Annotated in this window: 29 protein-coding genes; 13 read left to right on the top strand and 16 right to left on the bottom strand. The window is 55.5% G+C overall.

Annotated elements, in window-relative coordinates:
* Positions 1-17 precede the first annotated feature (17 nt).
* Positions 18-1,232, bottom strand: coding sequence for an FAD-dependent monooxygenase (locus tag ACVDG4_RS11150; protein WP_447235130.1), 1,215 nt, complete (start codon positions 1,230-1,232; stop codon positions 18-20).
* 25 nt (positions 1,233-1,257) lie between these two features.
* Entirely contained in the window at positions 1,258-1,503 is a 246-nt protein-coding gene (locus tag ACVDG4_RS11145) for a zinc-finger domain-containing protein (protein ID WP_040452254.1), read from the bottom strand.
* A gap of 209 nt (positions 1,504-1,712) precedes the next feature.
* Here ACVDG4_RS11145 and ACVDG4_RS11140 point away from each other — a divergent pair, with 209 nt between their 5' ends.
* Together ACVDG4_RS11140 and ACVDG4_RS11135 are read left to right on the top strand one after the other, a co-directional pair.
* Positions 1,713-2,468 (top strand): alpha/beta fold hydrolase, encoded by a 756-nt coding sequence (locus ACVDG4_RS11140; RefSeq protein WP_447235129.1) that lies wholly within the window; start codon positions 1,713-1,715, stop codon positions 2,466-2,468.
* Positions 2,469-2,512: 44 nt separating this feature from the next.
* The gene (locus tag ACVDG4_RS11135) at positions 2,513-3,397 is read left to right on the top strand and encodes an alpha/beta fold hydrolase (protein WP_447235128.1); all 885 of its coding nucleotides are present in this window, start codon (positions 2,513-2,515) and stop codon (positions 3,395-3,397) included.
* 129 nt (positions 3,398-3,526) lie between these two features.
* Here ACVDG4_RS11135 and ACVDG4_RS11130 read toward each other — a convergent pair whose 3' ends face one another.
* Positions 3,527-4,342, bottom strand: coding sequence for an enoyl-CoA hydratase-related protein (locus tag ACVDG4_RS11130; protein WP_447235127.1), 816 nt, complete (start codon positions 4,340-4,342; stop codon positions 3,527-3,529).
* A 166-nt stretch (positions 4,343-4,508) separates the two neighbouring features.
* On the opposite strand from ACVDG4_RS11130, the gene cysE reads away from it, so the two are divergent.
* Positions 4,509-5,327, top strand: coding sequence for a serine O-acetyltransferase (gene cysE, locus ACVDG4_RS11125; protein ID WP_447235126.1), 819 nt, complete (start codon positions 4,509-4,511; stop codon positions 5,325-5,327).
* A gap of 120 nt (positions 5,328-5,447) precedes the next feature.
* Positions 5,448-5,663 (top strand): DUF3126 family protein, encoded by a 216-nt coding sequence (locus tag ACVDG4_RS11120; protein WP_008189983.1) that lies wholly within the window; start codon positions 5,448-5,450, stop codon positions 5,661-5,663.
* 58 nt (positions 5,664-5,721) lie between these two features.
* Here ACVDG4_RS11120 and ACVDG4_RS11115 read toward each other — a convergent pair whose 3' ends face one another.
* Entirely contained in the window at positions 5,722-6,432 is a 711-nt protein-coding gene (locus tag ACVDG4_RS11115) for a hypothetical protein (protein WP_447235125.1), read from the bottom strand.
* Positions 6,433-6,642: 210 nt separating this feature from the next.
* Here ACVDG4_RS11115 and ACVDG4_RS11110 point away from each other — a divergent pair, with 210 nt between their 5' ends.
* Positions 6,643-6,966, top strand: a complete 324-nt coding sequence (locus tag ACVDG4_RS11110; RefSeq protein WP_447235124.1) for a DUF6949 family protein — start codon at positions 6,643-6,645, stop codon at positions 6,964-6,966.
* A gap of 3 nt (positions 6,967-6,969) precedes the next feature.
* A complete protein-coding gene (locus ACVDG4_RS11105; protein ID WP_422022730.1) occupies positions 6,970-7,497 on the top strand; it encodes a gamma carbonic anhydrase family protein in 528 nt (175 codons plus the stop codon).
* 198 nt (positions 7,498-7,695) lie between these two features.
* Here ACVDG4_RS11105 and ACVDG4_RS11100 read toward each other — a convergent pair whose 3' ends face one another.
* The 3 genes from ACVDG4_RS11100 to ACVDG4_RS11090 all read right to left on the bottom strand — a co-directional run bounded on the left by ACVDG4_RS11100 (position 7,696) and on the right by ACVDG4_RS11090 (position 10,308).
* On the bottom strand, positions 7,696-8,310 hold the full coding sequence (locus ACVDG4_RS11100; RefSeq protein WP_447235123.1) for a transglutaminase-like cysteine peptidase: 615 nt from the start codon (positions 8,308-8,310) through the stop codon (positions 7,696-7,698).
* A gap of 545 nt (positions 8,311-8,855) precedes the next feature.
* Positions 8,856-9,494, bottom strand: coding sequence for a PilZ domain-containing protein (locus ACVDG4_RS11095; protein WP_209173905.1), 639 nt, complete (start codon positions 9,492-9,494; stop codon positions 8,856-8,858).
* 157 nt (positions 9,495-9,651) lie between these two features.
* Positions 9,652-10,308 carry a PAS domain-containing protein gene (locus ACVDG4_RS11090; RefSeq protein ID WP_209002155.1) on the bottom strand — a complete coding sequence of 219 codons (657 nt, stop codon included), beginning with the start codon at positions 10,306-10,308 and terminating at the stop codon, positions 9,652-9,654.
* A gap of 559 nt (positions 10,309-10,867) precedes the next feature.
* Here ACVDG4_RS11090 and ACVDG4_RS11085 point away from each other — a divergent pair.
* Together ACVDG4_RS11085 and ACVDG4_RS11080 are read left to right on the top strand one after the other, a co-directional pair.
* Positions 10,868-11,650 carry a rhomboid family intramembrane serine protease gene (locus ACVDG4_RS11085; protein WP_209002156.1) on the top strand — a complete coding sequence of 261 codons (783 nt, stop codon included), beginning with the start codon at positions 10,868-10,870 and terminating at the stop codon, positions 11,648-11,650.
* 103 nt (positions 11,651-11,753) lie between these two features.
* Positions 11,754-12,185, top strand: coding sequence for a CBS domain-containing protein (locus ACVDG4_RS11080; RefSeq protein ID WP_008190618.1), 432 nt, complete (start codon positions 11,754-11,756; stop codon positions 12,183-12,185).
* A gap of 109 nt (positions 12,186-12,294) precedes the next feature.
* On the opposite strand, the gene ACVDG4_RS11075 is transcribed toward ACVDG4_RS11080, so the two are convergent.
* The 8 genes from ACVDG4_RS11075 to folE all read right to left on the bottom strand — a co-directional run bounded on the left by ACVDG4_RS11075 (position 12,295) and on the right by folE (position 18,604).
* Positions 12,295-12,561, bottom strand: a complete 267-nt coding sequence (locus tag ACVDG4_RS11075) for a hypothetical protein (RefSeq protein ID WP_447235122.1) — start codon at positions 12,559-12,561, stop codon at positions 12,295-12,297.
* Positions 12,562-12,634: 73 nt separating this feature from the next.
* Entirely contained in the window at positions 12,635-13,339 is a 705-nt protein-coding gene (locus tag ACVDG4_RS11070; RefSeq protein WP_447235121.1) for a NapC/NirT family cytochrome c, read from the bottom strand.
* Positions 13,340-13,368: 29 nt separating this feature from the next.
* Positions 13,369-13,821, bottom strand: a complete 453-nt coding sequence (locus ACVDG4_RS11065; RefSeq protein ID WP_209178439.1) for a nitrate reductase cytochrome c-type subunit — start codon at positions 13,819-13,821, stop codon at positions 13,369-13,371.
* A gap of 56 nt (positions 13,822-13,877) precedes the next feature.
* Complete coding sequence (gene napA / locus ACVDG4_RS11060; RefSeq protein WP_447235120.1) at positions 13,878-16,370, bottom strand: nitrate reductase catalytic subunit NapA; 2,493 nt, start codon at positions 16,368-16,370, stop codon at positions 13,878-13,880.
* Entirely contained in the window at positions 16,357-16,659 is a 303-nt protein-coding gene (locus ACVDG4_RS11055; protein WP_447235119.1) for a chaperone NapD, read from the bottom strand. The genes napA and ACVDG4_RS11055 overlap by 14 nt, the downstream gene beginning before the upstream one ends.
* Complete coding sequence (gene napF, locus ACVDG4_RS11050; RefSeq protein WP_447235118.1) at positions 16,656-17,168, bottom strand: ferredoxin-type protein NapF; 513 nt, start codon at positions 17,166-17,168, stop codon at positions 16,656-16,658. Before napF ends, ACVDG4_RS11055 begins: the two co-directional genes overlap by 4 nt.
* Before the next feature lie 302 nt (positions 17,169-17,470).
* Positions 17,471-17,926: a phosphoribosyl-AMP cyclohydrolase gene (gene hisI / locus ACVDG4_RS11045; protein ID WP_447235117.1), complete on the bottom strand. Its 456-nt coding sequence runs from the start codon at positions 17,924-17,926 to the stop codon at positions 17,471-17,473.
* A 51-nt stretch (positions 17,927-17,977) separates the two neighbouring features.
* Positions 17,978-18,604: a GTP cyclohydrolase I FolE gene (gene folE, locus ACVDG4_RS11040; RefSeq protein ID WP_055671275.1), complete on the bottom strand. Its 627-nt coding sequence runs from the start codon at positions 18,602-18,604 to the stop codon at positions 17,978-17,980.
* Positions 18,605-18,891: 287 nt separating this feature from the next.
* Here folE and ACVDG4_RS11035 point away from each other — a divergent pair, with 287 nt between their 5' ends.
* The 3 genes from ACVDG4_RS11035 (at position 18,892) to ACVDG4_RS11025 (ending at position 21,620) form a co-directional block, all read left to right on the top strand.
* Entirely contained in the window at positions 18,892-19,344 is a 453-nt protein-coding gene (locus ACVDG4_RS11035; protein ID WP_447235116.1) for an iron-sulfur cluster assembly scaffold protein, read from the top strand.
* Positions 19,345-19,391: 47 nt separating this feature from the next.
* Positions 19,392-19,742, top strand: a complete 351-nt coding sequence (gene yidD / locus ACVDG4_RS11030) for a membrane protein insertion efficiency factor YidD (protein WP_447235115.1) — start codon at positions 19,392-19,394, stop codon at positions 19,740-19,742.
* A gap of 96 nt (positions 19,743-19,838) precedes the next feature.
* On the top strand, positions 19,839-21,620 hold the full coding sequence (locus ACVDG4_RS11025; RefSeq protein ID WP_447235114.1) for a B12-binding domain-containing radical SAM protein: 1,782 nt from the start codon (positions 19,839-19,841) through the stop codon (positions 21,618-21,620).
* Positions 21,621-21,629: 9 nt separating this feature from the next.
* On the opposite strand, the gene ACVDG4_RS11020 is transcribed toward ACVDG4_RS11025, so the two are convergent.
* Entirely contained in the window at positions 21,630-22,529 is a 900-nt protein-coding gene (locus ACVDG4_RS11020; RefSeq protein WP_447235113.1) for a DMT family transporter, read from the bottom strand.
* Positions 22,530-22,663: 134 nt separating this feature from the next.
* On the opposite strand from ACVDG4_RS11020, the gene ACVDG4_RS11015 reads away from it, so the two are divergent.
* Both ACVDG4_RS11015 and ACVDG4_RS11010 read left to right on the top strand, forming a co-directional pair.
* The gene (locus tag ACVDG4_RS11015) at positions 22,664-23,098 is read left to right on the top strand and encodes an Lrp/AsnC family transcriptional regulator (protein ID WP_428529626.1); all 435 of its coding nucleotides are present in this window, start codon (positions 22,664-22,666) and stop codon (positions 23,096-23,098) included.
* A gap of 106 nt (positions 23,099-23,204) precedes the next feature.
* Positions 23,205-23,394 (top strand): transposase (locus tag ACVDG4_RS11010; protein WP_447235112.1); only part of this gene is annotated, 190 nt, incomplete at its 3' end.

Raw genomic sequence — 23,394 nt, 5'->3', positions numbered from 1 at the left:
AAGACGGCGGAAGGCGGTCAGGAGGGCAAGGCTTGGTTGGGTTTCCAGCCGTAAACATAGTCAAAGCGGGCCGCAAGGCTCTCCGGTTTTGAAAACTTCATCACCATATCGCGGGCTGTGGCCGGAAGTCCGGACATGTGAAACGTCCTTGCGTTTTTAAAGCCGGTTTCCTGAATGCGTTCCGCACGCGGTTTGCGGGTCCGCTCATAGGCTCTCAGAGCCGCTGCGGTGTTTTCCGTTTCAACCGGGAAATGGTTCGCAAGCTCGGCGGCATCTTCGATTGCCATAGCCGCGCCCTGGGCCATGTAGGGAAGCATTGCATGGGCCGCGTCGCCGAGGAGGGCAATCTGGCCATGCGTCCAGGGACCATTGGCGTCGACCGTGCACAAGGCCCACTTCAACCAGCGCTCCGGCCCATTCAGCAGATTGCGGATGTCCGTTGGCCAGTCCTTGAAACGGTGCAGCAGTTCGTCCTTGCCAGCTGGCGCCGACCATGTTTCGTCCTGCCAGTCTTCTGTTGCCAGCGCGACGATGTTCAGCTGCTCACCACTGCGGATCGGATAATGGACCAGATGGCTGTCTTTGTGCATCCACAGCCCGGAATCCTTGCGCCACTTGGCAGGGATCTTGTCGATTGGCAGTGTGGACCTGTAAGCGACCTGACCACTGAAGCGCGCGTTTTTGTGGTTCGGGATCAATCGGCGAACCGTTGACCAGACGCCATCCGCTCCGATAAGGGCCTTGCAGTTGAGCGTGCCGGTGGTTTCGCCTGTCTGGTATGTGCACACTAAGTTGCCGGCATCGCCCGTCTTGGCATCGGTGAGGGCGGTGCCGAGCATCAATTTGATGCCGTCGGTCGCCTCAACCTTTTTCAAAAGCGTGCCCTGAAGATCGGCCCGGTGGATCACAATGAAGGGTTGGCCATGCCGTTCGAGCAAATAAGACCCAAGCCTGACTTTGGAAATCTGATCTCCAGTCTTGCCAGACCAGACCCGAAGATTATCCGGCTGGTGGCCAAGGGCTTTGAGGTCTTGAAGCAGTCCGAAGCCGTCGAGGACCGAACAGGCGTTGGGGGAGAGCTGCAGGCCCGCACCCACTTCTGACAGAGCCTTGGCCTTGTCTATAAGCACAATCTCATGACCGGCCCGGCGCAAGGTCAAAGCGGCGGTCAAGCCGCCGATGCCTGCTCCGGCGATGACGATCGGGGAGTGGGGCGTGCCGGTCTCGCTCATGACAGCTCTGGTCTATCAGGCAGTTTCACGCAGCTTCCGGCACCCAGGTGCAGTCGGAAGGAGACGATTCGTTCGGAGCCAGCGTGGCGTCGTACTTGTAAAGCGTTGAGCAATAGGGGCAGACGACCTCTTTCTCACTGCCCATATCGAGGAAGACATGCGGGTGATCGAACGGCGGATGGGCGCCGATGCACATGAATTCCTTTGCGCCGATTGCGATGGAATCGTGGCCGCTGGTGTTTTGAAAATGCGGGACGACCTGATCTGCCATGATCACTTCCTCAATTCTTGTGGCGGTTGCGCCAAACTCTTTTGGCCGGACCATACCGATTTGATGCCCGGTTGAACAGGGGCAACCTTGCCGCGGTCACCAACCAACTTTTGGCTGCCACCCCCGTGGAAATCCGGCTTTGCCAATTGAGATCATTCTCAGTACAGTGGTTGAAATTCGGGTTTTACGTTTACGTAAGAGGAAGTTTTATGCCGGTTTTTGAGCAGGATGGTATTCAGATTGCCTATCTGGACGAGGGCGAAGGGGATCCGATCCTGTTGATCCACGGCTTTGCCTCCAACAAAGCGGTCAACTGGCAGAACACGGGCTGGGTCGATCTATTCATCAGGGAAGGCCGCCGCGTGATCGCGCTCGACAACAGGGGCCATGGGGAAAGTCAAAAATTCCACGACCCGGAGGCCTACGGTGCTCCGATTATGGCGGAAGACGCCCGGAAACTGCTCGACCATCTTGGGATCGAGCAGACCGATGTCATGGGCTATTCGATGGGAGCCCGGATCAGTGCGTTTTTGACGCTTAATCATCCGCAGCGGGTCAAACGGGCCATTTTCAGCGGGCTTGGCTACGGCATGATCGAAGGGGTGGGAGACCCGGAGCCGATTGCCGCTGCGCTTGAAGCCGACCGCCTGCAGGATGTCACGGACCGGACGGGTCGGGCGTTCCGTGCGTTCGCCGAGCAGACCAAATCTGACCGGTTGGCCCTTGCGGCCTGCATGCGCTCATCGCGTCAGAAGATCAGCGAGGAAGATATTGCGCGCATCGAGCGGCCGGTTCTGGTGGCCGTTGGAACCCGCGATGACATTGCCGGTTCCCCGCACAAATTGGCTGCCTTGATGCAGCATGCAGACGTGCTTGAGATCCCGGGACGGGATCACATGGTGGCCGTCGGAGACAAGGTTCACAAGCAAGGGGTCCTGGCGTTTTTGAACAACGTCGACGCTTGACCGGCGGTTTTACGCCAGCTTGTGCGCACAGATTGGGAGGAGACATGAGCGCAAAACGGATCGAATTCAAAGGGGCAGAGGAAAACGCCCTGATTGCCGATCAATATGAGACAGGCGGTCAGCCTGTGATTTTGCTGCATGGCGGCGGGCAAACGCGCCATTCGTGGGCGGCGGCGGCGGAACGGATCGCAGCGCTGGGACATGTGGTTTATTCGGTCGACCAGCGGGGCCACGGCGAAAGCGCCTGGGTTCCCTCCGGCAATTACATGTTTGTCCATTTCGCCCAGGATCTTGTCGCGCTCTGCCGGCAGGTGATTGCAAAACATGGCGCCAAACCCGTTGTGGTGGGTGCGTCGCTGGGCGGTTTTGCCGGGATGCTGGCGGAAGGTGCGGAAGCGCCGGGAAATCAGGCCGCACTTGTGCTGGTCGACATCACGCCGCGTGTCGATATGGATGGGGTCTACAAGATCCTCGGCTTCATGGGCGACAAGGTGGAAGAAGGATTTGGCACGGTTGAGGAGGCCGCTGACGCCATTGCCCGGTATTTGCCGAACCGCTCAAGGCCGAAGGATCTGTCAGGGCTTTCGAAAAATCTGCGCCTTCATGCCGACGGCCGGTATCGCTGGCATTGGGACCCTGCGTTCTTGAAGGTGCGGGAACATTCAGACGAAGAGATCACAAAACGGGTGCAGGCTGGAATGATTGAAGCGGCGGAAAACCTCAAAGTGCCCGTGCTTCTTTTGCGCGGCCGGAACTCCGAGCTGGTGTCCATGGCGCATGTGGAAGAATTTCTGGACTGCGTACCCCACGCCAAGTTCACCGACATTCAGGACGCCGGTCACATGGTAGCCGGTGACAAGAACGACGTTTTCGCCCAGGCGGTCGAAGAGTTTCTCACTGACCTGAAATCGGAAGCCCTGATTGCGTGAGTAAAAATATGTCAGCTGTTTGAATCTGATGGCGGGACTGTTTCATAGGTTGGTTCACAATCCCGTCTGTCTTTGTTTTAGATTCAAGTTGCTGGGATAACAGACTATTTTCATTGATAAATTCCCTGTTTAGTTCCCCTTGAACGCCGGTTTGCGCTTCTCCAGGAAAGCGCGGCAGCCTTCGGCGTAGTCGGCGCTGTCGACACAGATGCGCGCCATTGATTGAGCGGCGCTCAAGTCCGCCGCCGCACTTACTGATGCCAGGAGGTTGATGGTTGTCTTGGCCGCTTTCAGGGACAGCGGCGCGTTTTGTTCAAAGTGGCGGCACAGCTCGGCAATCCTGTCATCCAGCGCGCCAGCTTCGTGAACCTCGTCGATGAGGCCGATCTGCAGGGCGTTGTCGGCAGAGAGGCGTTCGGCTGTGAACAACAGCTTTTTCGCATTGGACGGGGACACAGCCTCGATCAGATCCGCCACCGCGTCCGGCGGATAGGCAAGGCCCAGGCGGGCGGCCGGGATGGAGAAAAAGGCGGTGTCCGATGCAATGCGAAGATCGCAGGCCAGCGCCAATCCGAGGCCGCCCCCGAGGCATGGGCCTTCAATTGCCGCGACGACCGGAACAGGCAAGGTTTTCAAGGCCCGGAAGGCCGCGACATTGACCGCATCATAATGGGCGGCCTTGTCCGCCGTTGATCTGACGGCCTCGAATTCGGCAATGTCCGCCCCCGCACAAAAGGCCTTTCCGCCGGCGCCGCGCACGATCAGGGCGCGCAGACCGGCGTTGTCGCGGAGCGGTTCGAGCAGTTCGGGAATGCGGGCCCAGCCTGCAAGGGGCAAGGCATTTTTGCGGTCCGGAGCATTCAGGATCAATTCGGCAATCTGACCGGAAACACGCAAGAATGGGTTGGTATCTTCGGACTGAGATGGGGATTGATCGAACGTCATGGGAACCTCAAGAGCTGTGCAAAAGGGCGAGTATCGGATAATTGATCGTAAAAAAACGATTCATTAGAGTGATTGATATCTGATATGAGCAAGTTTTGTTTGGAATATCACGCACAGCGCCTATTTTAGAAGACCATGTGAAGTGGGCTTGAAAAGGAGACAGTCCATGTCGACCCCGGTACGCCAAGCTGGCGAAGATCGCGTGATGAAGCACGATCCCGTCTGGCAACAGTTGCGCGACGAAGCCCAGGCGATGGTGGCGGCAGAGCCAGCCTTGTCGTCCTTTGTCTATGAGACGGTCCTAAATCACGACAGCCTGGAAGAGGCTGTGGTTCACCGGCTCGGCGACCGCCTGGGGCGGGACATCGTTTCTGCGTCGCTTATTCGCCAGACCTATCTGGAAGCGCTGGCGGACGAGCCGGAGCTTGCCGAGATTTTCCGGGTGGACATCGTCGCGGTGTTCGATCGTGATCCGGCATGCTTCCGCTATCTGGAGCCGGTTCTTTATTTCAAGGGCTTTCATGGCCTTCAAACGCACCGGCTGGCCAATTGGCTTTGGCGCAAGGGCCGCAAGGACTTCGCTCTTTATTTGCAGAGCCGCTGCTCGGAAGTCTTTCAGATCGACATTCATCCAGCCGTCCCGGTCGGGCGCGGGATCTTTATCGACCATGGTACAGGTATCGTTGTCGGCGGAACGGCTGAGATTGAGGACGACGTCTCCATTCTGCAAGGTGTGACGCTGGGCGGCACGGGGAAGGAAGACGGCGACCGGCATCCGAAGATCCGTCACGGCGTTCTGCTTGGCGCTGGCGCTAACGTGCTCGGCAACCTGGAGATCGGGCATTGCAGCCGAATTGCATCCGGCTCTGTTGTTCTTACCGATGTTCCGGCAAACACCACAGTTGCAGGTGTTCCGGCGAAGATCGTTGGGAAGGCCGGGTGTCCGGAGCCAGCCCGCAGCATGAACCAACTCCTGGGTGAGTAGGGTGTGGCCAGTATGAAGGAAGACGGGGAAAGCTGATCGAAAAGGTTTGGCATTTCCCGGCTCTCTTGTAGGGTCCGCACCACGACTGATGGAGTTGGCGAACGACAAGGAGAGAGCCACGTGAACCCCGAAGAAATCCGCAAACTTGAAGCCTATCTGCGCAAAAAGTTCGATCTACCGAGCATGCAGGTCCGGGCGCGTCCGAAGAAGGACGACTCCGCGGAAGTCTATATCGGTGAGGAATTCATCGGTGTTATCTTCCGTGATGACGAAGATGAAGACCTGAGCTGGAACTTCCAGATGGCCATTCTCGAGATCGATCTCGACGAAGTGTAAGGCTCATTAGATAGGTTTCTAAAAGGCGGCCCAAGCGGGCCGCTTTTTTGTTGGGTCTTCAGGTGCGAAAGCCGCTAACCTTTTCCTTGATCGCCGCATCAAGCTCGCGCCAACTAGGAAGCAAGGTTTGATCGAACTGGTAGCGGATCAGCCGGCCGCCACCGGGCGTGACCGTTCGATGGCAAACCGCCTTTGCCCCGCTGCGTTTCTTGACGCACCGGGCAATAAAACCGTCTTTTGCCTCGGGGTCATAGACGATGATATCCCTGTTCTGCGCCGCTCGGGCAGACAACATCAACATATTCAATCCCGCAGTCGTTGGCCGCGCACCGCCGCGGGCAAGGCGCTTATAGACAGGATCCAGCTGAGTTCTGAGCGTTTCGCGGTACGGATCATGCTCTAGATCCACTTGGACAAGCGGCAGAGGTGTCCCGAGCTGTGCCGTGGCGTTGTCTTCGCCGGGCATCCTGAGGTCCGGCCATGTCATCAGCAAGCTGACTTGCTGGTAGTGATCTGCCTCGCCTTGTGCCGACAAGCGGTGCGTTGCGGATTTAAAGTAGCCCGCCGGGATCTGGAAGTGGTCCGGTCCCATCGTGACACTCACCAAAGCGTGCCGGGGTGTCGATTGGAACAGCGGGGCTGCACGCATAAACCAATGATATCCGCGTTCGGCAACATGCGCGAAGGTCAGAACACACAAGGCTGTTGCCAGCATCGCGAAATGAAGTGGCTTTGCATTGGTCGGTGCTGGCAGGGTCGGCCTGATCACGTGCCGTGCCTTTCTAATGACCTAAGCTGGCACACAGTGTTCAAGAATGAGACACGTGTTTCAGCGCAGGACTGGTGCCATCCGGCGTAACTTACTAAAAACTGGAGGTATTTATCCCGTGGCCAGACCGGCACGATGTTTGCTCTTGACCGTTTACAATTTCTTCATCACTTTCTCAGTGAAGGGGTTAACGGAAGGTTAACAGGGGCTATGCTGGATTTACTTATCGTTGGATACATTGCGTGCGCGGGGTTTGTTGCAGCCGGTCTGCTCGGAAGCCTCTACCAACTGGTGACCAATCAACCGCCGAAATTCAACTTTTCCGGCACCACCATCTTCGGATTCGCCGCCGGTGTCCTCGTATGTGTTTTTGCCGGTCCCTTCATCATCATGCGCAATGCAATCCGCGGCCGGCGTATTGAGAACCGGCCGTTGGGGTGGCTCGTTGCTTCGTCCACCATCGCCGGCATGTGGAGCATGTGCTCCGGGCTAATGGTCATGAACGTGGCCTTGATTGTGGCCGGATACGCGTAAGCAATGCCGATCTATTCACTTGATGGAGTGCGCCCGCAGGTTCCGGACGCTGGGCGCTCTTGGGTTGCACCGACCGCAACGCTGATCGGCGATGTGCATCTGGAAGAAGAAAGCAGCGTTTGGTTCGACGCCGTTTTGCGCGGGGACAGAGAGCCAATCAGGATCGGCAAGCGGTCCAATGTTCAAGATGGATGTGTGTTTCACGCGGATCCAGGCTATCCGCTCACGGTCGGAGCCAACTGCACCATCGGCCACAAGGTTATTCTGCACGGCTGCACGATCAACGACAATTCCCTTATCGGGATGGGCGCTACGATCCTGAACGGTGCCGTGATCGGTTCCAACTGTATTATCGGCGCAAATGCTCTCATTGCCGAAGGGAAGGTTATTCCTGACAACTCATTGGTTGTCGGTGTTCCTGGAAAGGTTGTTCGCGAACTGCCAGGGAGTGCTGCGGCAGACATTCGAAGGTCAGCCGACGGTTATGTTGCCAACTGGCAACGGTATGCCGCTGGCCTGGCGGAGATCTGAACGGTCTTCCGTACCACCAGTTTCGATACCCGATCTCATTTCCATCTATTTTGCACCGGTGCAGCTTCTAGGTTTCAAAGTAGCGGGAACCGGCCTGCGGGGGCGGGCCGGTTCCCTGGATCCGATCGTGGTAGGGATGGGGAGGGTGGGGACGCGACCGGATCGTCCTATCGGCCTGAGATCAGGCCAATTCCCGAACTAGTTCGAAATGCTGCTGACTGTCGTTACGCGCGTATCCGAGATCCCGGTCCATTTGACCGGCGAACTTGCTGATTGCCGTTTGATGTAGCGATAGGGCGTGGAGTACCAAGGCAACACGGCTTCGATCTGATTGTCGAGGATCATGTCGCCGTGATCCGTTCGGACAGTCAGGACGGCGTGACCACCGTTTTGAATGTCTTTCGCGACCGTGATCAAAAGAGCGCTTTTGGGCCACCCGGCTTCAATGAGCACACGCTGTTTTTCAAGAACGTATTCCTCGCAATCGCCGTAACCATCCACCGGAAAGGTCCAATACTCCTCTTTCCCAAAGAGGTCGGAATCTGTCATCGGGCGGACCCGGCGATTGACTTCCGCGTTGATTGCGATCAGTTCGTTCCAGCGGGTTTCTGTCAGTTTTACGACCACCGGTTCGTAGCGTTCATTCTTACAGGCCCAACTGTTGTCACGGCAGAATTGCCGGTGGCCGATTGGCGCTTTGACCGCGGCTTTCATGTCCATAAAGCGGCCAGGATCTGCATGTGCGACGGGCGCTGGTCCGAAGAGGCCAAGCAAAATCGCAGTGGTAGACAGAAATTTTCCAAGATTTTTCATCGTAACGCCCTCCCCAAGGCTGGCATTACGATGCATTGCTGCTTTTTACTTCACGGAAATTGAGGTGATAAACTTATATTATTATTTGAATTTGTTTTGAATTTTATTTTAGTAATACTTGATTTGAATTTGAATCAAATTCGACGAAGATTTGAGTCAAATTTTATCGATCCTCCGTAAGTCGCTCAATTCGTGGTTCTTCCTCTTCGAAATGAAAATTCATCGATGCGAGTTCAGTCCGTTGGAGGTAGGCTTGCTAATCCCGAAACACTGCGTTTTTTAGCTGTGTCGAAGCTTGAAAAAAGTTGAAAAAAAAACGCGTTGAGGCTGCCTGGAACGACTCGGTCAGTGTCTTGAAGACCTGATTGTGGCCAAGTGGGGCGCAGCTGGCTGCTTTGGAAGGAGGCAAGCGCCCAAACCTGAGCACGACCGATGATCTGACGAAATCTGACCGCCAGTTTGCACGTCTTCACAGAAGCCAAGTGTCGTCAGCCCTTACCAACTGCTGACGGCAGCAGAGGGACAAAACTCAAAAAGGGGGTGTTTTATTTGGATTCCGGCGTCGTGATGTGGTGTTCGAGCAGCTCGCGGCTTTGAACCGCCGCAAATTCGACCGCAATCCCGCCTTCTATCTGGCGCACAACGCGGGCACGCATCTTTCCGAGCGTAATTTGATCGCCCATCTCGGGCAGGACATCCGTTGCGATTGCGGCACCTGAGAGGGATACATCGAAAATCCGGCACACATGTTCCGTTCCGTCTGGAAGGATCATCTTCGTCATCTGGTTCTTCGGAACGAAGCGGTCATGGCGGCGATCTTCAGGAAGATTAAGTTCATCCCGGTTTGCGAGCCAGGTCAGAACGTTTGCAATCTTGTCCCGTTTGCGAACTGTGTTGCGCAGCTCGACTGCAAAGCCGCCGTCAATAAGCCGGGAAATCCGACCCTCTACCCGGCTGAGGTGGTCAAGGTATGCGACGACGCGTTCGCCGACTTTGCCAGAAACTGGGGTGATCATTGCCATGCCACCTGGTGACATGTCGATCACCTGGCACGGATACTCTCTGCGGTCTTCAAGCATGAAACGGCCAAGTATATTTACCTGAACCCGTTGATGGCGCCGGCGGTCCGTGACTTGAAGCGATTTGCTTCCCTCTGGTGCTGCTGTTGCCAATCCGGCGCTCATGCCTGCAATGTCCAAACCTGTGCGTTTTGCAACGCACTTTCCCCGATCGTGCAGAGAATCATGACAATCCTCGCAAGCACTTTAGGGGCAATGGGGTTAACGATGTGTAAGAGTGTACCCTACACATCGCCCAATATTAAGGGTTTTGACAGAGTTGTTAGGATTTGCCGCCGGAATAGACCGTCAGGTGGCCAACTTGCCGCTCTGCTCCATGCGGGAGGACTGCCGCACCCTGGGGGAGAACCGGGGTTCGCATTGGCATGTCTTCTGCGGTGAAGCGGGGCATGATCGGATTGATGTTCGAGTGGCTTGCGCCTGTGAAATACGGACGCTCATCTGGCCAGACCAGCCGCAGGCTGCTGATGGACTGTCTCAAGATCGGATGCAGACCGATCCAGTAAGGCTTGTCCATTGGTACCGCGCTTCCAAGTATCCGGATTCGGCCTTCACCAGGGACGTTGAGTGGAACAAGCAGCATTTCCATCTGCAGTTCCTGTTCACGTTCCGTGTGCCCATTGATCCCGACCACTGCGGCAGCGCCGTCTTCGGTGATGGCTGCGATCAGGCTCTCTAGTGCTTCACGGTCCTTGGTGTCCCAACCTCGGAGAAAATTGCGACCTTTCAGTTCCCGGCAATGAGCAGAGCAGAGGCGCGTCCCAGCAAGACGGTAACGCACATCACTCGGTCCATTGGTCTCCAGGATGAACGTATCGCCAAGCAAACCGCGGATTTCGCCCGGATCAATTTCGCTCCGGTTCGGAGCGGGCCGAGCTCCGCGCAGAGAATCCCAATAGGAGTATAGTGTCTGGGTCACGCCATGTTTCATTTGACTTGCCTTTCGTCCCACTCCGGAGCGCTGTTTCGTCTCAAGACAGTAACTGTTTCAAAACGGGACGCTCCGTTATCCGTCCTTTTGTTTGCGTCCTACTAAGCAGGGGGTGTGCCAAGTCGCTGAAAGTATGAAAAAATCGTCGTGCAACGCTTTGTTAAGGTTAATTCTTCGTAAAGCTTGCCAGCGCAGTGTGCGGCTGGCAAATTCACATCGTCTTCAGGGCATTGGTTTGTAAAACCTATGCACGTGTGAGCGCCAAAAAAAATAAAGGGGCGTACAAGAACCCGAAAACGAAAAGGCGATCGCAGCAAGACACCTCAATTTGGCGCGTGGGGACGCGACCTTTTGTGGGGGGCTCAACAAACGCCGGTTATCGTTTCGATAGCCGGCGTTTTGTTATGTGCCGACAAGGGCAGGGTTAGAAACGAACCAACGCATTGACGTTCACCATGTTTCTGCAAGCGTATGCGATTGTTGACCGGCGCCCTTGTATTGTCCCGTTGCCGGGCTACAACTTCGGGACATTGAGATGCGAGGTTCCATGAACGTTTATCAGTTTGATGAGGAGCGTAAGCGCCGCGACGAAGAGACCAAGCAGCGCGAGCGCGAGCAACGCCCATCCGAGCCTCCGGCGCTCAATCTACCGGCTGCGATTATCTGGCTGAGCGTTGCCCTGATCGCCATTCATGTTGTGCGGACCTTTGTCATCCCGACTGGCTGGAACAACATGATGCTGTACTTCCTGGCATTCTGGCCGGTGAAATACACAGCGCTGAGCAGTCTGCAGGCGATAGACCTTGCGTCCAGCATCTGGGCATTTGTCAGTTATAGTTTCCTGCATGGTGGTGCCATGCACCTGACGTTCAATCTGCTCTGGATGGCGATCTTCGGAAGCGCCGTTGTGCGCAGGTTTGGACTTGGGCGGTTCCTGGCATTTTCTGCTTTGTGTTCTGTTGGCGGTGCTTTTGCACATCTTGCGACCCACTGGGGCGAATCTGCGCCGATGATCGGCGCGTCGGCTGCCATATCAGGCCATATGGCGGCAGCTATCCGGTTTGTCTTTGAGATGGGCGGACCGCTCGGCGTTTTTCGCCGGTCCGATAGAGCTGCTTATTTTGTCCCCGCGCAGCCGCTCAGTGAGTGTTTCCGGAACCAGCAGGTTCTGGTCTTTGTCGGCGTTTGGTTCGGATTGAACATGTTTTTCGGACTGACAAGCGGCGGGCAGGCGGGGTCCATTGCCTGGCAAGCTCATATTGGCGGTTTTGTCGCGGGTTTGGCTCTGTTCCCGCTCTTTGATCCAGTGCCCCAGCGACGGGGTTGGTAACAGGCAACGTCAAGGCTTTGCGTCGCCATATTTTTTTGCCATGATGCGGTGATCAGGGAGCCGGATGCAACCGGACCTTGGATGCAAAGGGAGGTTTGCTTACATGACCGTTGCCGCAATCATGAAGACGAAAGGCCACGACACCATCACGGCGGATAAGTCCGCACCGGTGAGTGAGATCGCCGAAATTCTGGCGAAGAACAAGATCGGCGCCGTAGTGCTTTGTGATGGAGACCGGCATATTGAGGGCATTGTCTCGGAGCGGGACGTGGTGCGCCTCGTCGGTCTGCAAGGCGCGTCCGCGTTGTCTCAACCCGTTTCATCAATCATGACCAAGGATGTGATGACCTGCACTGAAATGGATGCAGCAAATGAGGTCATGGGGCGTATGAACCGGGGCCGGTTCCGTCACATGCCGGTGGTGGAAGACGGCAAGCTGATTGGGGTCATCTCCATCGGCGACGTCGTGAAACACAAGATCGCCCAGGTCGAACACGAAGCTGAGCAAATGCGCAGCTACATTACGACCACCTGAAGCAGGTTTGGATCATTCTCGCCGCATATTGTGAGGGCTGCCCACATCGGTCAGCCCTTTTGCTTTGGTAGATGGCTCCGCTGTATGATCAGCTAGTTTGATTTCTTAGCTAGACTGTCGCGCCCTTATGCCTGATTGCGCAACCGAAACTGCTTGCAAGAACGCCAATCAGAACGGCGATAAACAAATCAATCAGGTTGATCTCAGAAACCTGAAATCCGGCGAACAAAAAAGTCTCAACAACTCCGATTGCGGCTCCGAGGAAGCCCGCCAAAACCCAATTTCGGGTCATCATCCCCGCAGCAAGTCCGAGGATGCCTGGCAGGCTCAGCACATTGCCGCCGATCGTCCCGAGCAAGTCCAGAAATCCAAGCATATCTCACCTTTCTCATTCTGCATTGAAGCCACCATCCGGTGGAGATCCAGGTCATAGTCAGGTCAAACGGCTATCAGTTTGACACCTTCTCCAGGTAGCTCCTTACCTCGGCGATCTCATTCGGCTGGTCTGGCGTTTTTTTGTTGGTTGCCTCGAGTTGTTCGATCACCTGGCGATAGCGCTCCTGATAACCGGGCGGCAGATCATGTGCGATGCCTTGGTGGCAATCGATACAGGTCATGTTGTTGTCAATGGCCCGCTGATGCTCCGAAGCTGCGCGCGTTTCCTGAACCGTAAAGTCCATGTACTTGAAATTATGGCAATTGCGGCACTCGCGACTGTCGGAGACTTTCATTTTCCGCCAGACGACCGTCGCCATTGCAATTCGGTGTTCCTCATACTTTTCCGGTGTGCTGATGGTGCCGGCTATCTCGTGATAGACGTCTTTGACAGCCATGATTTTCGCTTTGATCTTGTGCTGCCATTCATGCGGCACATGACAATCAGAGCAGATTGCCCGAACCCCAGAGTGATTGTTGTAGTGAATAGTGTTTCGGTATTCTGCAAGGTTGGTCTCCATAGTATGGCACCCCGTGCAGAACTCCTCGGTGTTGGTCAATTCCAGGGTCCAGTGAAAGCCGCCCCAAAACAGGATGCCACCCAAAAAGCCGGCAAGCAGAACAAAGCCAGCGCTCAGGACCTTTGTGGGGGTCCAAAACCAATCCCACATGCGCAACAAGAAATTCCGGGATTGTTTCGTCTTTCTGGAGTCGTTCATCTATGAGCTCCTGACTGAAAAGTAGTTGCTTATCGAACGGAGACTGGAGCGGATGGCTGGAAAGTGTTTTCGACCAGTGGCGGAACGTCCGCTTGAGGTACGTGACACTGATTGCAAAAGTATCGCGTGCCGGCCAGCTGATCGAGTTCGTTTCCGTCCCTGTCGAGGTAGTGCGTCATGGACAAGGTCGGCGCGCCGCGCTCACCGGCTTTCGTCCAGTCATGACAGGACAGGCATTGATTGGTGCGTGTGTCGATCTGGTACTGAGCAATCGAGTGCGGGATCAACGGCGGTTGCTGCCGGTAATTCCGTTGCATCCGGCCTTCCTTGCCTTCCCATTTGAAGTCTGGTCCAAGCCGGTTTGGCGCGTCGATCGGCGTGGTGCGCATGGCTTGAACTTGTTGCTGCTGTGCGACCGCGAAGCCGACGAGACCTGTCGCAAAAAGCAGCGCTGCAAGACTTGCGAGAAATTGTTTCTTCATTGAAATCTCTCCTTACGGTCATTCGTACCGCGCAAACTCGAATACGCTTCACTGGTTCAGGCGCGTTCGACCTTGCAGGCGCATTTCTTGAAGTCTGTTTCCTTGGACAGGGGGCAGGTGGCGTCCAGCGTGAGCTTGTTGGTCAACTGGCCTTCGTCGAACCACGGCATGAAGACAAGGCCTTCAGGCACCTTGTTCCGGCCACGGGTTGCGAGTTTGCTGCGAACCTCGCCGCGGCGTGTGGAGATAACGATCTCCTGACCGTTGCGAAGCCCTCGTTTTTCCGCGTCATTCGGGTGCATGAAGACAACAGCCAGCGGGAAAGCGCGGTGCAGCTCCGGCACCCGCTGGGTCATGGAACCCGAATGCCAGTGTTCCAGGACACGGCCTGTGCAAAGCCAGAGATTGTACTCATCGTCCGGGACTTCAGGCGGTGCTTCATAGGGGGCAAAGATGATCTTGGCCTTGCCGTCCTTATGGCCATAAAACCGCACCCCTTCGCCCTCTGGCACATAAGGATCATGGCCTTCACGGAACCGATAAAGCGTTTCCTTGCCGTCAACCACGGGCCATCGAAGGCCCCTTACCTCATGGTATGTTTCGAACGGCGCGAGGTCATGGCCGTGATCGCGGCCAAATCCGGCATACTCTTCAAACAGACCCTTTTGGACATAGAAACCGAAATGCGCGGCGTCGTCGTTCGGATGACCTTCTTGAGTTTCGCTTAGGGGAAATTTGTCGACTGTTCCGTTTGCGTAAAGCACGTCATACATCGTCTTCCCGCGGTGTTCGGGCATTTTCGCAAGCAGTTCTTCGCCCCAGACCTCCTCGACCGTGAAGCGCTTGGAAAACTCCATCAATTGCCAGAGATCGGACTTGGCTTCGCCCGGTGCATGAACTTGTTGGCGCCAGAACTGCGTGCGCCGTTCCGCGTTGCCATAGGCCCCTTCCTTTTCAACCCACATGGCCGTCGGCAATATCAGGTCTGCCGCAATGGCGGTTACGGTGGGGTAGGGGTCCGAAACAGTGACAAAGTTTTCCGGGTTTCTGTACCCGGGAAAGCTTTCTTCATTCAGGTTTGGCGCCGCCTGCATGTTGTTGTTGCACTGGACCCAATAGGCGTTGAGTTTCCCGTCTTTGAGCATTCTGTTTTGCAGAACGGCATGGAAACCTGGTTTGGGCGGTATTGTGCCTTCAGGGATGTTCCAAGCGGTCTCGCAGATTTCCCGGTGCTTGTCGTTGTTGACCACCATGTCGGCTGGCAGGCGGTGCGAAAATGTTCCCACTTCCCGTGCCGTGCCACAGGCCGAAGGTTGACCCGTTAGCGAGAACGGTGAGTTTCCTGGCTCGGAGATTTTGCCCGTTAGGAGGTGGACGTTGTAACACAGGGAATTAACCCAAGATCCACGGGTGTGCTGGTTGAACCCCATGGTCCAGAGCGACATGACCTTGCGGTTTGGGTCGGCGTATTGATGCGCGAGTTTTTCGAGCTTCTCGGCAGGCACACCGGACAACTCTGAAACCATGTCGACCGTGTACTCGGCGACGGCTGACGCGTATTCGTCCAAATCAATGGCGGTCAGTTTGCCGGAGTCTGGATGAGCGGCTTCCTGTTGCAACGGGTTCTCGGGCCGCAGACCATAGCCGATATCCGTTTCGGTCTTGGTAATGTTCACGTGCTTGGCCATGAAGTCTTCGTTCACAGAACCAGACTGAATGATGTGATTGGCGATGTAATTCAGGATCGCCAAATCCGTCTGCGGCTTGAAAACCATGCCATTGTCTGCAAGCTCAAACGACCGGTGTTCGTAGGTTGATAAGACATGGACCTGGGCACCGGGTTTCGTCAGCCGTGTGTCTGTCAGTCTTGACCAGAGGATCGGGTGCATCTCGGCCATATTCGAGCCCCAGAGCACAAACGTATCCGCCGCTTCGAAATCATCGTAGCAGCCCATGGGCTCATCGATCCCAAACGTTCGCATGAAACCTACGACCGCTGACGCCATGCAGTGGCGGGCGTTCGGATCGATGTTGTTGGACCGGAACCCAGCTTTCATCAGTTTGGCAGCAGCATAACCCTCCCAGATCGTCCACTGTCCGGAACCGAACATGCCAACACTGGTCGGCCCCTTGGCCTTGAGGGCTTCCTTCCACTTCTGTGCCATGACATCGAAGGCTTCATCCCAGCTGACTGGTTCAAACTCGCCATTTTTGTCGTACACACCATTCGTTTTGCGAAGTAGAGGATGTTTCAACCGGTCTGCGCCGTACATGATTTTGGACAGGAAATACCCTTTTACGCAGTTTAGGCCGCGATTGACCGAAGCTTCGGGGTCGCCCTGAGTTGCAACAACCCGGCCTTCCTTGGTCCCAACGAGGACAGAACACCCGGTGCCGCAAAATCGGCAGGCGGCCTTGTCCCATTTAATGTCTGGCGCTTGGATTTGGGCTTGGGCAATACCTGTTCCAAGTGGAATTCCAGCAGCAGACGCGGTTGCTGCGGCTGCGGTGGCCTTCAAAAACGTCCGGCGGGATTCAGAAATTGTCATTTGTCTGGTCTCCGGCTTGGCTTGATGAGGTGGGCAGAGAAGCGGCGCCCAAAGCTTCGGATTCATCGAAATGGTGGTAGGTCAGAGACAGGGAGACAACGCCCGGGATCTGATGCATATCCATGATCAGTTCCGATGCCATGCGGCTTGCCGTGTCTTCGACGACAACAACAAGGCGGCCTCCGTCGCCAATTGCATGAACCTCGGCGCCGTCCATGGCATCTATGACAGTGCTAATTCTTTCGGTTGCATCCGGTGTAGTATGTACGAGGCAGCCGCATATGTTCATGTGATGGCCTCACTCATCTCTGGTTTTGATTGCTTGAACGTCACGGCATTTGCCGGGCACACATGGGCGCATGCGCCGCACCCGCTGCAACTGTCGAAATCGATTTGGGGTTCGGACCTGCCGCCCAACCTCAACTTGAAACGGATGGCGTATTGATCGCACGCGTCTTCGCAACTTCTGCAGGTGATCCCGATTTGCGAAAAACAGGTCTGTGAAATGGCAGGCTTCCAGTTCCAATCAAGGTCAAGAAGTGGATCCAAAGCCCCGGTAGGGCATGCGTTGGCGCACTCGCTGCAAAACGTGCAAAGTCCATGGGTGAAATCGATGACCGGCTGACGATCTTTCCCCATCACAATGATGTTTTCAGGACAAGCAGTTTCGCACTTTGTGCAGCCATCACAGAGGGTTGGAAAAGCATCAACCGCTCGAGGAGGACGCATGAGCGTATGGTCGGGTGACCGAAGGGAGCCTTTGAGAAAGTTTCTGCGCGTCGGTTGGGCAGGGGTCATAACGCCCTCCAGCCCATGTAACAGCTTTGGGGCATGACAAAACGCACAGGTTTTACCTGCAGCTGAATACTCAGATGCGCGTCAACCTGGACCACCTTGCGAGCCCTCCCAGGCATCTCTCCGGTCGCATTTGGTCAACCGCGGTGCTTATCTGCAACCGTCGGTTTGGACAAAGCTTATGCTAAGTCCGCGTGGTGGCGTATAGGTGCGAATACTTATGCATTGGAAGGGAGGGAGAACATTCGGGCGACGGAAGTCGCTGCAGCTGCGCATAACCCAGTCGAGCCAGAAACCGGCTGAACCTAAGACTTTCCGTAAACTTCCTTGGGGTCGTAGACTTTCTCTTTTTCTACGTTTTCCAAGCGAACGGTTCCATCTTGTGTATTGGAAACCTTACGGAAAAAGCAGGACCGGTAACCGACGTGGCAGGTCGCGCCATTGCCTTCCACGGTGACTTTCACGACCAGGGCGTCCTGGTCGCAATCGGTGAGGATTTCTTGCACCTTCTGGATCTGGCCGGATGTTTCGCCCTTTTTCCAGAACCCTTGACGGGACCGGCTCCAATACCATGCTTCCCCGGTTTCGATGGTACGTTTCAAGGCTTCTTCATTCATATAGCCGACCATTAGGACTTCAGATGTTTTGAAGTCCGTCACGACAGCTGCAATCAGGCCGTCCTGGTCGAATTTCGGCATCAGGCGATCGCCTTCTTCGACCGTCGCTTTGTCGGCGCGTTCGGAAATAATCAAATCAGACATGTAAGCTCGATTTTGGCCACCCAGGGAGCTGGATGGCCACTATAGGTAGGTTTAACCGCGCACCAAAGTCATAAACTTGGCTTGTTCGGCCGGATCGTCTTCGAAGATGCCCGTGAACTGCGTGGTGATCGTGGATACACCGGGTTTTTGAACACCGCGCATGGTCATGCATTGATGTTCAGCTTCCATCATCACGGCAAGGCCACGCGGCGCCAAAGCGTCATCAATGGTTGAGGCGATTTGCGACGTCAGATTTTCTTGGGTTTGCAAGCGCTTGGCGAAAATGTCGACAACGCGCGCAAGCTTGGAGAGCCCGACAACGCCTTCTGCCGGATAATAAGCGATGTGTGCTTCACCGACGAATGGCAGCATATGGTGCTCGCAATGCGAATGAAACGGAATGCCGCGAACCAGCACGATGTCCTGATATCCGCCGACGTCTTCAAAGGTGCGTTCAAGATGCTCGGCCGGATCTTCAAAATATCCGCCATACAACTGTGTTATTGCTTTCACGACACGCTTGGGCGTGTCCAGCAATCCTTCGCGGTCCGGGTCATCACCGGTCCAGGCGAGGATGGTCCGCACAGCAGCCTCCGCCTCTTCACGGCTTGGGCGTTGAAGTTGATCCGGTGTTTTACGTTCGAATGTTTTTCCGACCGGCTTTAGGACAGCGTCCATAGGGATCCTCGCGATTTTACCCTTATTACTCGTCATACGGCATCCGCTCTGGCTCAGATCAAGACCTCTCGATCAAAAGGGCGCGGAGATGTAGCATACTCCGCACGAAAAGCGAACGCACAGTTTCTGAGCGGGTTAAGCCAGCGTCAAGCGCCGATCCGGCGCCCTTTCATCTGGCTGCGACCACTCTGCCCCTTGCGAAATTGCTGTGGCGTCTGATCTATATATATGAAAGAAGCTTGCCGACAATGCGGCACCAGCTCACTAGCTGTCACGAAGAGGCGAGAATGCTCGACGACATCTATAATGCAAAGATCCTGGAGTTCGCCGGCAACATTCCCCGCATTGGCCGGCTTGAGCATCCGGATGGGACATCCAAGGCGCATTCCAAGCTGTGCGGGTCGACGGTGGTTGTCGATTTGTGCGTCAAGGATGGCGTGGTGACGGATTTCGCGCATGATGTGAAAGCCTGCGCGCTCGGTCAGGCATCGTCCTCAATTCTGGCGCAACATGTGGTCGGCGCGACTGAAGAAGAGTTGCGGACCTTAAAGACAACCATGCATGCCATGTTGAAAGAAGGTGGGGAGCCGCCGGTTGGCCGGTTCGAGGATCTGAAGTTTTTGCTGCCCGTGCGTGAATACAAAGCGCGGCATGCATCAACGCTTCTAACTTTCGATGCGGTTGTGGGCGCGCTTGATCAAGCTGCGGCTGATACAAAGGCCGACGGCGCCGCCGCGTAATATGTGCGATCGCAGTGATCCGGCCTGATGTCAGGTTAGCCCCTCAGATGTGTTCATCCTGTGATCAAAAGCCGGATCAACCCCGAAAGCTGTCAATAGCCGGATGGGCGGCAATCGGACTGATCTGGATTTACCGCCACACCCTGTCGCTCTTCATGGGACGGACCTGCCGGTATGCGCCAACCTGTTCCGACTATACGGATCAGGCCATCCGCAGGTTCGGCTTTTGGGCCGGCGGCTGGCTAGGATTGTCCCGGATCCTGCGCTGCAATCCTTGGGGCGCGTCAGGTTTTGATCCGCTTCCCGACGCACTTCCCGACACTGCGCGCTGGTATTTGCCCTGGCGGTATGGCCGCTGGACGGGCGACCATATCCCTGAAGAGCATCGAATGGATTGATTTCAAAACAGGAATGACGCAGCGTTAAGAAAAGGTTGAACTTACCTCTCGTGAGTGCAACTCTTTTTGCCCGGCTTCTGGTGCAGGAGAGGGCAGATGAACGCGCAAGACTTCCATTTTGTGATGATCAAGCCGACGCACTACGACGACGACGGCTACCCGATTCAATGGCTTCGATCCGCCATTCCATCGAACACGTTGGCCAGCTTGAACGGGCTCGCTGAGGCGGCGCGCGAGCGCAACGCGCTTGGTGACAATGTCCAGATTCATCTTCACACCTATGATGAAACAAACAAACGCGTTCGACCGAACAAGATTGCGCGGGATATCCGGCGCCCGGGCGGCAAAGCGCTGATTGCCTTGGTTGGGGTGCAATCCAATCAGTTTCCAAGGGCAACGGATCTTGCACGGGAGTTCATGCGCGAGGGGCTGCCGACGGCGATTGGCGGGTTTCATGTTTCAGGCTGCATTTCGATGCTGGACGAGATGCCCGAGGAGATGGTGGCGCTGCAGGGAGAGGGCGTTTGCTATTTTGCAGGCGAGGCAGAGGAGCGGCGGCTTGATCAGGTTTTCCGGGACGCCTTTAATGATGACCTGAAGCCACTTTACAATTTCATGGCGGATCTGCCGTCGCTTAAAGGAGAGCCGACGCCGATCCTGCCGACCAAGCACATCCAGTTCACCGCCGGATCGCATTCCAGCTTTGATCTCGGGCGGGGATGCCCGTTCCAGTGCTCCTTTTGCACGATCATCAACGTGCAGGGGCGCAAGAGCCGGTTCAGGTCCGCAGATGATCTGGAGCAAATTATTCGCGGCAACTATGCGCAGGGCATCGACCGGTTCTTCATCACTGACGACAATTTCGCCCGCAATCGTGAGTGGGAACCGCTGTTCGACCGGCTCATTCAATTGCGGGAGGAGGAAAAGTTCGACATCAAGTTCATCATCCAGGTGGATACGCTCTGCCACCGGATTGATAACTTTATCGAAAAGGCAACCCGGGCCGGGGTCAACCGGGTGTTTATCGGTCTTGAAAACATCAATCCCGACAATCTGCTCGCCGCCAAGAAACGGCAAAACAAGATCACCGAATACCGGCAGATGTTGCAAAAGTGGCGTGACCACGGCGCGACCACTTATGCCGGATACATCATCGGGTTTCCGGGAGACACCAAGGAAGCGGTCTTACGGGATGTCGAAATCATCAAGAAGGAGCTGCCGCTCGACCTTCTTGAGTTCTTTTTCCTCACGCCTCTGCCCGGCTCGGAAGATCACAAGGTTCAGCTTGAAAAAGGTATCTGGATGGATCCGGATCTTAACAAGTACGACCTCAATCACCGGGTCTCCCATCATTCGAAGATGAGCGATGATGAATGGGAGGAGGCCTATCGGGAGGCCTGGTCGAGTTATTATTCCGACAGCCACATTGAGACGGTGCTCCGCCGGGCTGCAGCCCACAAAAAGGGACGGCCGGGCAACAAGCTGTTCTTGATGATGTGGTTCAAACTGATGATCGAGTGTGAGGGCGTTCATCCGCTGGAGGGCGGTTATTTCCGGCTCAAATTCCGCAAAGACCGGCGTAGCGGGTTCCCGATCGAAAATCCTTTTGTCTTCTACCCGCGCTATGTCTGGGAGGTGATATCCAAACACTGGGCTTATGTGTCTGCGGTTTGGCGTGTTCACCGGATCTACCGGAGGGTAAAAGCGGCGCCCGGCCGGCGCGAATATTCCGATGTGGCGATCGCACCGATGAGCGCGGATATGGAAGAGGATCTGGCGATGATCAGAGAAACGCGGGGCGGAAAAGACGCTGTTGCCAAATCCGCCCGGGACGCGTCAATCGTCAAGGCCGCGAAAAAACGTGCGCTGGCCTCTTAAGCAAACGGCCTAAGCCTGGTGGTAACTCTTCTCTTTCCGAAAGAACGGCAAACGCCATCCGAGTGTCATGCCCGCAGCCGCCAGCATGATCATCGCAACGCCGAGGATCTGCACGGTTCCAAGTTTCTGTCCCAGAACCAAATAGTCGGTGACGTAGGCGACAGATGGATAGAGGAACGTCAGCGCGCCCTGAAGGTCTGTCGGCAGCTTCTGCACTGCTGAATACAAGATCGTGTACATCATTGCAGTGTGCACAAAACCGAGGATGAGAAGGGAGCCCCAAGCAGAACTTTGCGATGGGAGGTCCGCCACACTCGCGAAAGGGGCAAGCAGGATGGCGCCTGCTGAGACCTGTATCAGCGCGATCATATGGGAGGGGATGGCGCTCAGCTTTTTGGTGACAACAACAGCGACGGCCCAAAGAAACGCAGCGCCAATGGACAGGGCGACACCGACGGCAAAGTTGCCATCCGCATAAGCCAATTCGGGTTTTGATTGGGCGATCACCACAACACCGCAAAAGGCGAGAGCCAACCAACACAGCTTTCTGAGTGTCAGGTGTTCTCCGAAAAAGAGCACGCCAAAACACACCAGCATGAAAGGCTGCGTATTGTAGATGGCCGTCGTAAGTGAAATGGACGCATGCCCGATCGCGTGAAACAGCATAACCCAATTGGTGGTCAGCGCGATGCCGCCCAAGACCGCCAGCAGAAACTGCTTCAGTGAGATCTTGTATGCAAAAGCGCCTTTGAGTGAACATATGAGCGCCAGCCCGACAGCGCCGAACAGGCAACGCCAGAAGGCGACCGTGACCGGGTTTTCTCCGCTGAAAACAACGAAAATGCCCAAGGTGCCAATCAAGGTCATCGCGAAGGTCATTTCCAAAATGCCGGTGGTTCTTTCTGACATTTGAGCAACTCCTATCAATACGCTTTCAAGGATCTGCTGTTTGAATGAGTCACTCCATATGATATTCAAGGAAGTGGACGTGATTGACCTCATAAAATTAGGCGAAAGACCCTTTGGAGTTTAAAGTGAAAGATATGGATGCCCAAGATCGTGAAATATTGAAAATTCTGATCGAGGATGGCCGGTCTTCGATTAAGGACATTGCCGTCAAGGTCGGTTTGTCGTCGCCAAGTGTTTCGGACCGGCTCAGGCGCTTACAAGATTCCGGTGTCATCCGCAGCTTTACGGCCGATGTTGATCCCCGGGCTCTCGGCTACGCGCTTCAGGCGATTACACGCGTCCGGCCGTTGCCGGGAAAACTCCATATCGTCCGCGAGTTGCTGCAGGAAATTCCAGAGGTTGTTGAGTGCGACAAAGTCACAGGTGACGATTGTTTTGTGGTGCGATTGGTGATCCGGGAAATCGAAGAACTGGACAGCATTCTTGAACGGATCACGGACAAGGCTGAAACGAGCACGTCGATCGTCAAATCCCAGCCGGTGCCCCGGCGGGTGCCCTTGGAGTTTTAGCGGCCAACGTTATCTTGTTCTGCGTGACGTTTTCCAAACCGGAGCCGTTAACGCTTTAGGGTCTGTGGGGATTCACAAATCAGTACGGATGTGATTCAAGCTTTGGATGGATCGCTTTGTACTGACAGACGCCCAATGGGTTAAGATTGAACCACACTGCCTTGGCAAACCGACAGACCCTGGGCGGAGCGGCAAGAATAACCGCCTTTTTATCGAAGCCGTGCTTTGGATTGTTCGAACAGGCAGCCCCTGGCGGGATCTTCCTGCCATGTTCGGTAACTGGAGCACGGCCTTCC

The organism is Roseibium sp. MB-4 (genome assembly GCF_053005265.1).
The sequence above is the reverse complement of the archived record's forward strand: the minus strand, read 5'-3'. Positions and strand labels throughout refer to the sequence as shown.

Excerpts from the sequence above, each read along its gene's own strand:
- ACVDG4_RS11150 (WP_447235130.1), bottom strand. The coding sequence starts at position 1,232 with ATGAGCGAGACCGGCACGCCCCACTCCCCGATCGTCATCGCCGGAGCA.
- ACVDG4_RS11145 (WP_040452254.1), bottom strand. The coding sequence starts at position 1,503 with ATGGCAGATCAGGTCGTCCCGCATTTTCAAAACACCAGCGGCCACGAT.
- ACVDG4_RS11140 (WP_447235129.1), top strand. The coding sequence starts at position 1,713 with ATGCCGGTTTTTGAGCAGGATGGTATTCAGATTGCCTATCTGGACGAG.
- ACVDG4_RS11135 (WP_447235128.1), top strand. The coding sequence starts at position 2,513 with ATGAGCGCAAAACGGATCGAATTCAAAGGGGCAGAGGAAAACGCCCTG.
- ACVDG4_RS11130 (WP_447235127.1), bottom strand. The coding sequence starts at position 4,342 with ATGACGTTCGATCAATCCCCATCTCAGTCCGAAGATACCAACCCATTC.
- cysE (WP_447235126.1), top strand. The coding sequence starts at position 4,509 with ATGTCGACCCCGGTACGCCAAGCTGGCGAAGATCGCGTGATGAAGCAC.
- ACVDG4_RS11110 (WP_447235124.1), top strand. The coding sequence starts at position 6,643 with ATGCTGGATTTACTTATCGTTGGATACATTGCGTGCGCGGGGTTTGTT.
- ACVDG4_RS11105 (WP_422022730.1), top strand. The coding sequence starts at position 6,970 with ATGCCGATCTATTCACTTGATGGAGTGCGCCCGCAGGTTCCGGACGCT.
- ACVDG4_RS11100 (WP_447235123.1), bottom strand. The coding sequence starts at position 8,310 with ATGAAAAATCTTGGAAAATTTCTGTCTACCACTGCGATTTTGCTTGGC.
- ACVDG4_RS11095 (WP_209173905.1), bottom strand. The coding sequence starts at position 9,494 with ATGAGCGCCGGATTGGCAACAGCAGCACCAGAGGGAAGCAAATCGCTT.
- ACVDG4_RS11085 (WP_209002156.1), top strand. The coding sequence starts at position 10,868 with ATGAACGTTTATCAGTTTGATGAGGAGCGTAAGCGCCGCGACGAAGAG.
- ACVDG4_RS11080 (WP_008190618.1), top strand. The coding sequence starts at position 11,754 with ATGACCGTTGCCGCAATCATGAAGACGAAAGGCCACGACACCATCACG.
- ACVDG4_RS11075 (WP_447235122.1), bottom strand. The coding sequence starts at position 12,561 with ATGCTTGGATTTCTGGACTTGCTCGGGACGATCGGCGGCAATGTGCTG.
- ACVDG4_RS11070 (WP_447235121.1), bottom strand. The coding sequence starts at position 13,339 with ATGAACGACTCCAGAAAGACGAAACAATCCCGGAATTTCTTGTTGCGC.
- ACVDG4_RS11065 (WP_209178439.1), bottom strand. The coding sequence starts at position 13,821 with ATGAAGAAACAATTTCTCGCAAGTCTTGCAGCGCTGCTTTTTGCGACA.
- napA (WP_447235120.1), bottom strand. The coding sequence starts at position 16,370 with ATGACAATTTCTGAATCCCGCCGGACGTTTTTGAAGGCCACCGCAGCC.
- ACVDG4_RS11055 (WP_447235119.1), bottom strand. The coding sequence starts at position 16,659 with ATGAACATATGCGGCTGCCTCGTACATACTACACCGGATGCAACCGAA.
- napF (WP_447235118.1), bottom strand. The coding sequence starts at position 17,168 with ATGACCCCTGCCCAACCGACGCGCAGAAACTTTCTCAAAGGCTCCCTT.
- hisI (WP_447235117.1), bottom strand. The coding sequence starts at position 17,926 with ATGTCTGATTTGATTATTTCCGAACGCGCCGACAAAGCGACGGTCGAA.
- folE (WP_055671275.1), bottom strand. The coding sequence starts at position 18,604 with ATGGACGCTGTCCTAAAGCCGGTCGGAAAAACATTCGAACGTAAAACA.
- ACVDG4_RS11035 (WP_447235116.1), top strand. The coding sequence starts at position 18,892 with ATGCTCGACGACATCTATAATGCAAAGATCCTGGAGTTCGCCGGCAAC.
- yidD (WP_447235115.1), top strand. The coding sequence starts at position 19,392 with ATGTGTTCATCCTGTGATCAAAAGCCGGATCAACCCCGAAAGCTGTCA.
- ACVDG4_RS11025 (WP_447235114.1), top strand. The coding sequence starts at position 19,839 with ATGAACGCGCAAGACTTCCATTTTGTGATGATCAAGCCGACGCACTAC.
- ACVDG4_RS11020 (WP_447235113.1), bottom strand. The coding sequence starts at position 22,529 with ATGTCAGAAAGAACCACCGGCATTTTGGAAATGACCTTCGCGATGACC.
- ACVDG4_RS11015 (WP_428529626.1), top strand. The coding sequence starts at position 22,664 with ATGGATGCCCAAGATCGTGAAATATTGAAAATTCTGATCGAGGATGGC.